Here is a 12784-nt window from a genome sequence, read left to right as displayed (position 1 = left end):
GGATATTGGAAAGATGTGCGGCGCTCGCTATAAGCCGCCGACCCTCAAACTCCCAAACAAGAAGTCACTCCCATGACCGAACGTACGTTCTCGATCATCAAGCCGGACGCCACCCGCCGCAACCTGACGGGCGCCATCAACGCCGTCATCGAAGGCGCCGGCCTGCGCATCGTCGGCCAGCGCCGCGTCAAGCTGACCGAAGCCCAAGCCAAGAAGTTCTACGAAGTGCACGCCGAGCGTCCCTTCTACGGCGAACTGGTGTCGCAGATGATCGCCGAGCCGGTCGTCGTCCAGGTGCTGGAAGGCGACAACGCCGTCGCCAAGTATCGCGAAGTCATGGGCGCCACCAACCCGAACGACGCCGCCGAAGGCACCATCCGCAAGCTGTTCGCCCTGTCGATCGGCGAGAACTCGGTCCACGGTTCGGACTCGCTGGACAACGCCAAGATCGAGATCGAGCAGTTCTTCACGGACGCCGACATCGTCGGCTAAGGGGCTTTTCTGAGGGGCCGCGATCGTCGACCCTTCGGGAAGCTTTTTGTAAGCCGCGGTCAAAAGGCTCCGCCTTTTCGACCCGACGCGGCTTGTGACAATTCGGCCTGCTCCCGGAACCGGGGGCGGGCCGTTTCGTTTTTACGGTCACGCCGTCCCTCTCGAAGAAGAACAAGGATGACCGCCATGAAGACGATGCTGAAGCTTGCCCCGGTGCTGGGCCTGACGGCCCTGCTGGCCGCGTGCGGCACCACCACGGAACAACGCGCCGCCACGGGCGCCCTGGGCGGCGCGGTCGCCGGTCAGGCGATCGGCGGCAATACCGGCGCGACGGTCGCCGGCGCGGCCATCGGCGCCATCGGCGGCGCCGCCACCACGCCGAAAAAGCCGCACGAGTAAGGCTTTCGCCGCGCGATAAGAATAAGGGCGTCGGCCGCGAAGCCGACGCCCTTTCCTTTTGTCCGTCGCCGGACGCGCCGCTTACCAGATGCGGGCGCGCTTCTCAGGGGCGATGTATTCCGCCTGATCCGGGGTGACGTCGAAGGCGGCGTACCAGGCGTCGATGTTGCGTGGCGGGGTGGCGGCGCGCGCCATGCCGGGCGAGTGCGGGTCGGTGGTCAGCTGCTCTTTCAGAGCCTCGTCACGCGACTTCTCGCGCCACACCTGGGCCCAGCCCAGGAAGACGCGCTGTTCGCCGGTCAGGCCGTCGATCACCGGGGCCGGTTGACCGTTCAGGCTGCGCTTATAGGCGTCCAGCGCCATCAGCAGCCCGCCCAGATCGGCGATGTTTTCGCCCATCGTCAGGTCGCCGTTGATGTGCATCCCCGGCACCGGCTCTTCGGCGGCGTAGATGGCGCCGAGCGTCTTGGCGCGCTCTTCGAAGCGGGCGGCGTCCTCAGGCGTCCACCAGTCGCGCAGCACGCCGTTGGCGTCGGTCTTGCGGCCCTGATCATCGAAGCCGTGGGTGATCTCGTGACCGATCACGGCGCCGATGCCGCCGTAGTTGACCGCCGGATCGGCGTTCGGGTCGAAGAAGGGCGCCTGCAGAATGGCGGCGGGGAAGACGATCTCGTTGCGCGGCGGGTTGTAGTAGGCGTTCACCGTCTGGGGCGTCATGCCCCACTCCAGCGGATCGACCGGCTGGCCGATCTTGCCGCGGTTCCAGGCCCAGTCGAAGGCGGCGGCGCGCTCGACGTTGCCGTAGAGGTCATCGGCCTTCAGCTCCAGACCATCATAGTCGCGCCACTTCTCAGGATAGCCGATCTTCACGCCGAACTTGGACATCTTCAGCAGGGCCTGCTCGCGCGTGGCCTCGCTCATCCAGTCCAGGGCCTTCAGGCGCTCGGTCATGGCGGCGCTGAGGTTGGCGACCAGCGTCTCCATCTGCGTCTTGGACGAAGCCGGGAAGTGCAGGCGGACGTATTCCTGGCCCAGCACCTCGCCCAGCTGGCCGTCGACCAGAACCACGCCGCGGTTCCAGCGCGGACGGTTCTCGGGCTGGCCGCGCAGGGTCTTGCCGCGGAACTCGAAGCGCGAGTCGACGAAGGCGTCGGACAGATAGGGGCTGGCCTGATCGATGGTCTGGAAGGCCTGCCAGGCTTTCAGCGTCTCGATCGGGGCATCAGCGAACACCTGGGCGATGCCGGGGATGGCGGTGTTTTCCATCAGCACCAGGGTCGGGACGTTCTCGACCTTGGAGGCCTGCAGGAAGGCGGCCCAGTCGAAGCCCGGTGCGAAGGTCGCCAGTTGCGCGGTCGGGGTCGGGTTGTAGATCTTGTCGATCTGACGACGCTCGACCGTGGTCCAGTGCTTCTCGGCCACCTTGGTCTCGAAGGCCAGGATGTCGGCGGCGGCCTGAGCCGGATGGTCCCAACCGGCGGCGGTCAGGGCGCGCGTGATATAGGCGACATAGGCTTCGCGCTGCGAGGCGAAGTCGGGCTTCAGATAATAATCGCGGTCCGGTAGCCCCAGCCCGCCCTGACCCAGATAGGCCGAGTTGATGTTCGGATCCTGCAGGTCCTCAAACACCGCCAGGCCGAACAGGGAGCCGCCGAAGCCTTCGTGGCTGGCGCCCATCAGGCGGGCCATGTCGCTATGGTTCGTCACGGCGCGGATGGCGGCCAGATCGGCGGCCAGGGGCTGGGCGCCCAGTTGGTTGACGCGGGCCTCGTCCATGAAGCTGGCGTACAGGGCTCCGACTTTCTGGGCGTTGGCGTTGGTCGGATTGGCGGCGCTGGTCTCAATGATGGCGCGCAGCTGGGCCTGTGAATTCTCATACAGGACGTCGAACGGGCCGAAGCGGGCCTTGTCGGACGGAATCTCGGTGTTCTTCAGATAGACGCCGTTGGCGTAGGCGTTGAAGTCGTCGCCCGGCTTCACCGTCAGGTCGCGGCCGTCCAGGTCGAAGCCCCAGGGCTTGATCTCGGGCGCGGTGGAGGCCGCCGCCGAGGCGTGGGCGTGCTGGGCCAAGGTCGGTTGAGCCGTGAAGGCGAGGGCGAGGGCCATGGCGGCGGCGCCCATCAGGCGGGTTTTCATCATCGGGTCTTTCCCAGTGGTGCAGACGTGCGCGATTGCGCCGTCAGGGCGGCGCATTCATGCTTGACGGCAAACTGCGCCCGCCTGCGACCGGCTGTCGCATTAAAAATCGTTAAGGTTTCGGAGCGTTCAGAAAATTCATCAGAATTCGGGGGTAAAGTTGATGTTCCGCCGCCTTGACCCGCTCGGAGAGAATTTCAGCCGTGTCGCCGGGCAGGATGGGCACGCGCGCCTGGCCCAGGACGGGGCCCTCATCGACGCCTTCGGTGACGATATGAACGGTGCAGCCCGCCTCATGGTCCCCCGCTTCTATGGCGCGGGCGTGGGTGTTCAGGCCGGGATAGAGCGGCAGCAGCGACGGGTGGATGTTCAGCATCCGGCCCGCCCACCCGCGCACCAGCCACGGCGTCAGCAGGCGCATGTAACCGGCCAGGGCCACGGCCTCGACGCCATGTTCGCGCAGGAGGGCGTCCACGGCGCGTTCGTGCGCCTCTCTATCCTTGCCGAAGGCGGCGTGTTCGACAGCGACGGCCTCGACCCCCAGCGCACGCGCCTTGTCCAGACCGGCGGCGTCCGCGATGTTGGAGACCACCAGCACGACTTCATATGACGCATCCGGCGCCTGTCCTGCCTCGATCAGGCTGACCATGTTCGAGCCGGTCCCGGAGATCAGGACGGCGACACGGGTTTTGGCGACGGACATGGGCGGCTCACGCGTGGAAGATGGCGTGACTGCCATGCGGCCCCGGAGGCGACTTAGCAAGAGGGACGGCAGGTCGGGGAGAAGGGCGCAGCGCCGCCGAACCATTGTCGTGGAACTGACGCAAACTCCGTTGCTTCTTCGGAAACGGCGGCGTTAGCGTCCATGCGCCGGGGAGTCCGGCATCCAAGGGGGAGTATCCTATATGCGTCGTCTGTTGACCGCCGCCTGCGCCGCGGCCCTATTGGCCGCGCCGGCCGTTTCCATGGCTCAGGAAGCCGCGTCCAGCGGCGGCTCGGGGCCGGTCCGCTCGGCCTCTGATCGTCTGCGCAACGTCACCGCCGAGCAGATCGAAAAGAACTGGGCGCGCGCCACGGCCGATGAATCGGAAGTGACCACCAGCCACTCGATCAACGCCCACGGCCGCACCCTGCGCTACAAGGCGACGGCGGGCACGCTAACGGTCCGCAACGACGCGGGCATGCCGACGGCCAGCCTGTTCTATGTGGCCTATACGCTGGACGGCCAGCCGGTCGGTCGCCGTCCGATCACCTATATGTTCAACGGCGGACCGGGTTCGCCGACGGTGTGGCTGCACATGGGCGCCTTCGGCCCGATGCGGGTCCAGACCGATGAGCCGGTGGTCGAGCGCCCGGCGCCGTTCAACCTGGCGCCCAACGACATGACCCTGCTGGACAAGACCGACCTGGTCTTCATCGACATGGTCGGCGCCGGTTATTCGCGTCCGCTGGGCGAGACGCCGGGTTCGGCCTTCTGGGGCGTGGATCAGGATGCGGACACCTTCGCCCGCGCCATCATGCGCTACACGACCAAATTCGACCGCTGGTCCAGCCCGAAATACGTTCTGGGCGAAAGCTACGGCACCCTGCGCGCCGGCGCCCTGGTGCACCAGCTGGAAGATCGCGGCATGTCGCTGAACGGCGTGGTCCTGCTGTCGTCGATCATGAACTACGGCGTGCGCCAGCCGGGCTATCCGCAGAACTTCGTCACCCTGCTGCCGACCTATGCGGCGACGGCCTGGTATCACAACAAGATCCCGAACAAGCCCAGCCTGGAAGAACACGTCCAGCGCGCCCGCGAATTCGCCATCGGCCCCTATGCGGCGGCCCTGTCGAAGGGACACCTGATCTCGGACGCCGAACGCGCCCAGATCGCCCAGCAGATGAGCGCCCTGATCGGCATCTCGCCGACGGTTCTGGATCAGGCCAACCTGCGCCTTGAGCTCAGCCCCTTCCGCAAGGAACTGCTGCGCGACCGTCGCCAGACCATCGGCCGTCTGGACATGCGCTATACCGGCATCGACGCCAACGCCGTCGGCGCCTCGCCCGAAGAAGACCCGTCGAGCAGCGCCATCACCGGCGCCTATTTCGGCATCTTCCGCGACTATATCGCCACGACGCTGAACTATCGGACCGATGTGGATTACCGCCAGTCGGCGCGCGGCCTGCCGGGCTTCAACTGGGACTGGAACCACCGTCCGCCGGTCGGCGGCCCGCAGACCACGCCGAACACGGCCGTCGACCTGGCCACCGCCATCCGCCGCAATCCGCACATGAAGGTGCTGGCGCTGAACGGCTATTACGACGCCGCCACGCCCTTCTTCAGCACGGAGTATGATCTGGCCCAGATGATGCTGGAGCCGCACCTGCGCCGGAACCTGGAGTTCACCTACTATGAAGGCGGCCACATGATGTACACGGCCCGCCCGGCGCTGGAGCAACTGCACGTCGACCTGTCGAAATTCTACGACGAGACGGTCAACGGCGGCCTGCGCTGATCCCGGCGACAGCCTGAAATGAAGAAGGCCCCGGTCAGTGCGACCGGGGCCTTTTTTGCGACTACGCTCTCTTCCGCTCATCCCGGCGGAGGCTGGGGCAATGAGAACCGCAAGCGCGGCGTCCTGAGCCAAAGCACTGGATCCCGGCGTCCGCCGGGATGAGCGGGGATGAAGGGGATCAGACCACAAAAAAGCCCCCGGCAGCGTTGGCCGGGGGCTTTTGTCTTGTCGGAATGGGGTGGCTTTACGCCGCCTGAAGCTGCCCGCAGACAAACGCCGTCTCGCCTGCGTTCAGCAGGGCGGCCAGCACCGGCTCGACGTTCTCGGGCGCGACGATCAGGATGAAGCCGACGCCGCAGTTGAAGGTGCGGCGCATCTCGTGGTCCGAAATGCCGCCCGTCTCGGCCAGCCATTGGAAGACGTCGGGCATGGGCCAGGCGTCCCAGTCGAAGCTGGCCTCAAGGCCCTCGGCGATGCAGCGCGGCGGATTCTCGATCAGACCGCCGCCCGTGATGTGGGCCGCGCCCTTGATCAGGTCGGCCTTCATCAGCGGCAGAACCGGCTTCACATAGATGCGGGTCGGTTCCATCAGGGCCTGGGCCAGCGACTGGTCCTTGGCGAAGGGAGCGTCGTCGCCCCAGGCCAGGCCGGACTTCTCGACCACCTTGCGGATCAGGGAATAGCCGTTCGAGTGCGGACCCGAGGAGGCCAGGCCGATAATGATGTCGCCCGGCTTCTGTTGGTCCAGATAGGGCAGGACCTTGCCGCGCTCGACGGCGCCGACCGAGAAACCGGCCAGATCATAGTCGCCGCCTGAATACATGCCCGGCATCTCGGCCGTCTCGCCGCCGACCAGGGCGCTGCCCGACTGGCGGCAGCCCTCGGCGATGCCGGCGACGACGCGGCGCGCGGCGTCCACGTCCAGCTTGCCCGTGGCGTAGTAGTCCAGGAACATCAGCGGTTCAGCGCCCTGCGCCAGCAGGTCGTTGACGCACATGGCGACCAGGTCGACGCCCACGCCGTCGTGACGGCTGGTCTCGATGGCGATCTTCAGCTTGGTGCCGACGCCGTCGGTGGTGGTGACGATCAGCGGATCTTCAAAACCGGCGGCTTTCAGGTCGAACAGGGCGCCAAATCCGCCCAGCGAGGCCTCGGCGCCGGGGCGGCGCGTGGACTTCGCCAACGGCTTGATGGCGTCGACCAGCTGTTCTCCGGCGTCGATATCGACGCCCGCATCGGCGTAGGTCAGGCCGTTCTTTAGGGCCTCGGGGGTGTCGCTCATCGGTCACGGCTCGAAATCGGGGGCGAAAATTTGTCGCGGCGCTCTTGCCACGACGGCGTCGCGCGGGGCTATAGCATCGGAATGACGCCAATCACCACCAATGACGCGCTGATCGCCTTTTGCGAGCGTTTGGCCAAGGCCCCGTTCATCACCGTTGATACGGAATTCATGCGGGAAACCACCTACTGGCCCAAGCTGTGCCTGATTCAGGCTGCGGCTTCGCCTACGGACGCCGCCATCATCGATCCGATGGCGGAAGGGCTGGATCTGGAACCTTTCCTCGACATCCTGCGGGACGAATCGATTCTGAAGGTCTTCCACGCCGCCCGGCAGGACGTTGAGATTTTCAACAAGCTGGGCGCCATGCCGCGTCCGCTGTTCGACACCCAGGTCGCCGCCATGGCCGCCGGCTTCGGCGATCAGGTCAGCTATGAGGCCCTGGTCCGCCAGATGCTGCGTCAGGAGCTGGACAAGGGCAGCCGTTTCACCGACTGGGCGCGCCGCCCGCTGTCGGAGGCGCAGCTGACCTATGCGCTGGGCGACGTGACGCACCTGTCGGCGCTGTATCCCAAACTGCGCGACCGGCTGCAGAAGGAAGGCCGTCTGGACTGGGTCATGTCGGAAATGGGCGCGGTCACGGACCCGGCGCTGTACGACACCTCGCCCGAGAACGCCTGGAAGCGGCTGAAGCCCAAGAAGTTCAACGCCAAATACCTGGCCGGTTTCGTCGCCACGGCCGTCTGGCGCGAGCGCGCGGCGCAGGAGCGCGATCAGCCGCGCGGCCGCATCCTGAAGGATGAGGCCATCGACGAGATCGCCGTCCAGACGCCGACCGATCCGGACGCCTTCAACCGCCTGCGTTCGGTGCCCAAGGGCTTCGGCGGCTCGCGTCTGGGGCTGGAGCTGGCGGCCGAACTGAAGCGCGTCCTGGCCGACCCGGAAGCCCATGCGCCCAAGCTGGAACGCCCGGCCAACAACCAGCCCGCGCCGCCCTCGGTGGTGGAACTGCTGAAGGTGCTGCTTAAGGCCAAGAGCGACAATGCGGGCGTGGCCGCCAAGCTGATCGCCACGGTCTCGGACCTCGAAAAGATCGCCCTGAACGATAATGCGGACATCGAGGCCATGAAGGGCTGGCGCCGCGAACTGTTCGGAGAAGACGCGCTGAAGCTCAAGAAGGGCGAGATCGCCCTGGTGCTGAACGGCGCCCGCGTCGAAGTGGTCGAGATCGAGGGCTGATCCACCCTCTCCCGGCGGGAGAGGGCTTGAGCGCACGAGAGCGAAGTGATCGTTCTTGCGCGAAAGGGTGAGGGGCTTGTCCCGTCAGTCGGCGTAAGCCGTCACGCTACGGTCTTCGACCGACTTCACGCGAGAACCGTCACCCTTTCGCCTTAGCCAATCGCCTTCGGCTCTTGGAGGCTAAAGCCCTCTCCCATCGGGAGAGGGCTTTATATCTTCAGCGCCAGATTCATCGCCTCGGCCAGCGCCTTGGCGCGCCGTTTCGTCTGTTCGCCCAGCAGCATGTCGGCGTAGCCGTTGGCGGCGGTGACGCGCAGGGCGCCCTTCTCGACCGTGGCCGTGGCGTTGGCCAGAAGCTGGGGCGAGCGGCCCGACAGGTCGCAGGCCAGCCGCATGGCCAGGCCCAGGGCGCGTGCGCGTTTCTGCCCCTTTTCCGACAGCAGGCGGTCGACTGTTTCCGGCGCGGGCGTGCGCGCCTCGCCGCCATAGCGGGCGTTCATCGCCACGGCCATGAAGGCGCGCTCGGCGTGGGTCTGGCCGGGAATGGGCGACCACAGGACCTGATCGAACACGAGGCTGACGCGGTGGTCGGGGTGCAGGCGCGCGCCCAGGTCCGCCAGGCGGCAGACCGATGAGGTCAGCAGGGCGTCGCGTTCCTCGCCGAACACTTCGGGCAGCGCGGAGATCACGGATTGCAGCCAGCCGTCGAGTGCGCGGGGCAGGGCGGGGTCTACGCCCTGGCGACCGCCCCATGCCGAACACCCGGCCAGCAGGGGATCGACCGCCCGCATGGCGGGGTCCATGCCGTGGTAAAGCAGTCCTTCGCGCACGCCCCAGGCCGAGAAGCAGACAGACGACAGCCCCAGTCTGTCGATCAACCCCTCCAGCACCAGGGCGGCGTAGGGCAGGGTCTCGGCGCGGCGTTTGGACAGGCCGGGCAGCTTCTCCAGCGAGGCGCGGGACTGGCGCGCGACCAGCCGGGCCATGTCTCGGGCGTCGGCGGCGCTCATGGCGTATTGGTGGACGATGCGGATCGGATGCTCGACCATCGCCATATGCATCTGGGCCAGGCTGCGCCAGGCGCCGCCGACGGCGTAGAGCGTCGGCGTGGCGTAATGGTCCTCGATCGGCTCCAGCCGCTTGGCGATGCGGCCGCGCAGGCGGTCGGCGTCGAAGCCTCTGTCGTCCAGCAGGGCGAAGGGACCCAGCGGCAGGGTCACGCCCTTGCCGCGCGGACCATCCCCGATCCGCGTCAGCTCCAGACTGGCGCCGCCCATGTCGGCGGCCACGCCGCGCGCGCCGGGATCGCCCGCCAGAACGCCCAGCGCCGAATATTTCGCCTCTTCCTCGCCGCTCAGGACGCGGATGTGCAGGCCCGTCTCGGCGGCCACGCGCTCGCAGAATTCAGGGCCGTCTTCGGCCTGACGGACGGCGGCGGTGGCGGCGACCAGCACCTGATCGGGCTGGACGCCCTCGATCACGGCGGCGAAGCGGCGCAGCGCCGTCATGGCCATGACTACGCCCGGCTCGGACAGGCGCCGGGTGGCGGCCAGATCGCGGCCCAGACCGGCCAGCACCTTCTCGTTGAACATGGTCCAGACCGCGCGGCCCTCCAGCCGGTACAGCACAAGGCGCACCGAGTTGGAGCCGATGTCGATGACGGCGATCTGTTTCGATTCGTATTCGCGCTCGGGGCTCATGAGCGGCGCTTCCGCACCTTGAGGCCCGGATAGGACAGGGCGCCGGGCAGGGTCTTCACCTTGCGGCCGCGCCCCGACAGGCTGGGGTTGGTCATGAAGTATTTGTGCGCTGAGAAGGGTCGTTCGGACCCGCTGGGGATCAGCCGTCGATAGGAGCCGTCGGGCTCCAGCACCCAGCTTTGGGCGTCGTCTTTCAGATTGGCGACCATGATCTGATCCAGCACCTGATCGTGGACGGTGGCGTTCAGAATGGGCGTCATCACCTCGACCCGGCGGTCCAGATTGCGCGGCATCCAGTCGGCCGAGGAGATATAGAGCCGCGCCCGGTTGCTGGGCAGGTCGTGGCCGTTGGCGAAGGCGACGATGCGGCTGTGCTCCAGGAAGCGGCCGACGATCGACTTGACCCGGATGTTTTCCGACAGGCCCGCCACGCCGGGGCGCAGGCAGCAGATGCCCCGGATGACCAGTTCGATGCGCACGCCCTGCTGGCTGGCGCGATAGAGGGCGTCGATGATCTCAGGGTCGACCAGGGCGTTCATCTTGGCCCAGATGGCGGCGGGCTTGCCCTTGGCGGCGGCCGACATCTCCTTGCTGATCATTTCGATCAGGCTGGTCTTCATGTTCAGCGGCGAGACGACCAGGGCCTCCAACTCGTCCGGCGCCGCATAGCCGGTGATGTAGTTGAACACCCGCGTGGCGTCGCGGCCCAGCGCCGGATCGCAGGTGAACAGGCTCAGGTCCGTGTAGATCTTGGCCGTGACCGGGTGATAGTTGCCGGTGCCGAAGTGGCAGTAGGTGCGCAGGGATTCGCCCTCGCGCCGCACGACTACGCTCATCTTGGCGTGGGTCTTGTACTCCACGAAGCCGAAGACGACGTGGACGCCGGCCCGCTCCATCTGGCGCGCCCAGCGCAGGTTGGCTTCCTCGTCAAAACGCGCCTTCAGCTCGACCAGGGCGGTGACGTTCTTGCCGTTCTCGGCCGCCTCGATCAGGGCGGCGACGATGGGGCTGTCCTTGGAGGTGCGATAAAGCGTCTGCTTGATGGCGATGACGTGCGGGTCGCGCGCCGCCTGACGAAGGAACTGGACCACCACGTCGAAGCTCTCGAACGGGTGGTGGATCAGCATGTCCTTTTCGCGCACGGCCGCGAAGATGTCTCCGCCGTTGTCGCGCACCCGCTCGGGGTAGCGCGGCTCATAGCCCTTGAACTTCAGGTCGGGATGGCCGCTGGGGATCAGTTCGGACAGTTGGGCCAGCCCCAGCATGCCGTCGACCAGCACCACGTCCTGCGGCTGGGCGTGAAGCTGGGCGATGATGAAGTCGCGCAGGTCGTCGGGCATGTCCGCCTGAATCTTGATGCGGACGACCGAGCCCATGCGGCGCTGCTTCAGCGCCTCCTCGAATTCCATGACCAGGTCTTCGGCTTCTTCCTCGATCTCGATGTCGGAATCGCGGATCAGGCGGAACAGGCCCTTTTCCAGGATCTCGCAGCCCGGAAACATGTGGTCGATGAACAGCAGCAGCAGGTTTTCCAGCGAGACGTAGCGCGTCCGCCCCGGCGTCGAACGCCCGTCCGTCGCCAGCGCCCAGAAGCGCCGCACCTGCGTCGGCACCGGCACCAGGGCGTAGAGGACGCGGTTGTCGCTGTTGCGCCTCAGCTTCAGCGCCAGCGAGAAGCCCAGGTTGGGCAGGAAGGGGAAGGGGTGCGCCGGGTCGATGGCCATCGGCGTCAAGACGGCGAACAGCTGGTTCAGGAACTCGGGCTCCAGACGCTCGCGCTCGGTCTTGGTGATGCGGGCGCGCTCGACGATTTCGATCCCGGCGGCCGCCATCTCTTTGCGCAGGACGCGCCACTGGCGCTGTTGTTCGGCCATCAGGCCGCCTGCTGCGGCATTGACCTGCTCCAACTGCTCGGCGGGGGTCAGGCCGTCTGGCGAGACGACGCGGATGCGCTCGCGGAACTGCCCCTTCAGGCCCGCCACCCGGGTCATGAAGAACTCGTCCAGGTTGTTGGCCGAGATGGACAGGAACCGCACCCGCTCCAGCAGGGGGTGGCCCTCGTTCGCGGCTTCTTCCAGCACGCGGCCGTTGAACGCCAGCCACGACAGCTCGCGGTTGATGAACCGCTCGGGCGAGGCCATCAGCGCCTCGGACAGCTCCAGCTGCGGTGCGCGCGAGGAGGGGACTTCCTCGCCGGTGGTGTCGACGGCGATGGGCGCGATATCGGTCATGATTCCGTTGTCGCGCGCGCCCGTGACGGCTGCAACCGCGATTGTGTCGCGGCGGGGATGAGCGGGTAAGAGGGGAGGGCTATTCCCCGTCCAGCACTTGCCGCGCCAGCACGCGCGTCACGGGACGGTGCAGGGCGTCCAGGCGGTCGACTACAGCTTCGGCGGCTTCGGCCGAGCGGTCGATGCGGCGGACCAGATAGTCGATCAGTTCATCGGCCGGGGTGATGTTCCGGCTGGCGAAGGCGCGGCGCAGCATGGCGGCGAAGACGACGTCGTCGGGCGCCTCTATCCCCACGGTGCGGATGGCGTTCAGACGCGAGCGCAGGTCGGGCAGGTCCGTCGCCCACGAGGCGGGCGGATCGCGCGACACCAAAAGCAGGGCCCCGCCGCCTGACTGGGTCAGGTTGATCAGGTGGAACAGGCTTTCGTCGTCGGCCTCCTGAGCGTCGTCCAGCAGGACGGGGCGGCCTTCCAGCTCCAGCGGGTCGACCAGGGCCGCCTCGGCCCCGTGCAGGGCGATAGCGCCGGTGCGCTCGACCCAGGCGGCGGCCAGATGGCTCTTGCCGCAACCGGCCGGGCCGAACAGGGCCAGGACGGCGCCGGGCGATTCCGGCCATGCGGCCAGGGTCGCCACGCCCGCTGCGTTCGCCGCCGAGATCGCCAGATCCGAGGCGCGCTGGGGCGTCTCCTGCTGCAGGGGCAGGCGCAGTTGTCGGATTTCGGCGGCCGGGGCGTTCATAACGACTGGACCCTAGCCGGGCGGGGGCGCGGGCGTCTCTGTTGATAGGGCGGGATCACGGGGACAACCGG

Annotated in this window: 10 protein-coding genes; 4 read left to right on the top strand and 6 right to left on the bottom strand. The window is 67.1% G+C overall.

What is annotated here, in order from left to right:
* The first annotated feature begins 72 nt into the window (after positions 1 to 72).
* Complete coding sequence (ndk, locus tag H556_RS0102865; RefSeq protein WP_024353012.1) at positions 73 to 492, top strand: nucleoside-diphosphate kinase; 420 nt, start codon at positions 73 to 75, stop codon at positions 490 to 492.
* Positions 493 to 678: 186 nt separating this feature from the next.
* Entirely contained in the window at positions 679 to 891 is a 213-nt protein-coding gene (locus H556_RS0102860) for a hypothetical protein (RefSeq protein WP_024353011.1), read from the top strand.
* Positions 892 to 972: 81 nt separating this feature from the next.
* Here the strand turns inward: H556_RS0102860 and H556_RS0102855 are convergent, their stop codons facing one another.
* Positions 973 to 3030, bottom strand: coding sequence for a M13 family metallopeptidase (locus tag H556_RS0102855; RefSeq protein WP_155802400.1), 2058 nt, complete (start codon positions 3028 to 3030; stop codon positions 973 to 975).
* Positions 3031 to 3139: 109 nt separating this feature from the next.
* Positions 3140 to 3730 carry a phosphoribosylglycinamide formyltransferase gene (gene purN / locus H556_RS0102850; protein ID WP_024353009.1) on the bottom strand — a complete coding sequence of 197 codons (591 nt, stop codon included), beginning with the start codon at positions 3728 to 3730 and terminating at the stop codon, positions 3140 to 3142.
* Positions 3731 to 3932: 202 nt separating this feature from the next.
* On the opposite strand from purN, the gene H556_RS0102845 reads away from it, so the two are divergent.
* Positions 3933 to 5525 (top strand): S10 family peptidase, encoded by a 1593-nt coding sequence (locus H556_RS0102845; RefSeq protein ID WP_024353008.1) that lies wholly within the window; start codon positions 3933 to 3935, stop codon positions 5523 to 5525.
* A gap of 244 nt (positions 5526 to 5769) precedes the next feature.
* On the opposite strand, the gene purM is transcribed toward H556_RS0102845, so the two are convergent.
* Complete coding sequence (gene purM / locus H556_RS0102840; RefSeq protein WP_024353007.1) at positions 5770 to 6807, bottom strand: phosphoribosylformylglycinamidine cyclo-ligase; 1038 nt, start codon at positions 6805 to 6807, stop codon at positions 5770 to 5772.
* A gap of 81 nt (positions 6808 to 6888) precedes the next feature.
* Here purM and rnd point away from each other — a divergent pair, with 81 nt between their 5' ends.
* Positions 6889 to 8043, top strand: coding sequence for a ribonuclease D (rnd, locus tag H556_RS0102835; RefSeq protein ID WP_024353006.1), 1155 nt, complete (start codon positions 6889 to 6891; stop codon positions 8041 to 8043).
* 209 nt (positions 8044 to 8252) lie between these two features.
* Here the strand turns inward: rnd and H556_RS0102830 are convergent, their stop codons facing one another.
* The 3 genes from H556_RS0102830 to H556_RS0102820 all read right to left on the bottom strand — a co-directional run bounded on the left by H556_RS0102830 (position 8253) and on the right by H556_RS0102820 (position 12713).
* Positions 8253 to 9743 (bottom strand): Ppx/GppA phosphatase family protein, encoded by a 1491-nt coding sequence (locus tag H556_RS0102830; protein ID WP_024353005.1) that lies wholly within the window; start codon positions 9741 to 9743, stop codon positions 8253 to 8255.
* On the bottom strand, positions 9740 to 11974 hold the full coding sequence (locus tag H556_RS0102825) for an RNA degradosome polyphosphate kinase (RefSeq protein WP_024353004.1): 2235 nt from the start codon (positions 11972 to 11974) through the stop codon (positions 9740 to 9742). Before H556_RS0102825 ends, H556_RS0102830 begins: the two co-directional genes overlap by 4 nt.
* Positions 11975 to 12053: 79 nt before the next feature.
* The gene (locus H556_RS0102820) at positions 12054 to 12713 is read right to left on the bottom strand and encodes a P-loop NTPase family protein (protein WP_024353003.1); all 660 of its coding nucleotides are present in this window, start codon (positions 12711 to 12713) and stop codon (positions 12054 to 12056) included.
* Positions 12714 to 12784 lie beyond the last annotated feature (71 nt).

The organism is Brevundimonas naejangsanensis DSM 23858 (assembly GCF_000421705.1).
Lineage (GTDB): Bacteria > Pseudomonadota > Alphaproteobacteria > Caulobacterales > Caulobacteraceae > Brevundimonas > Brevundimonas naejangsanensis.
The sequence above is the reverse complement of the archived record's forward strand: the minus strand, read 5'-3'. Positions and strand labels throughout refer to the sequence as shown.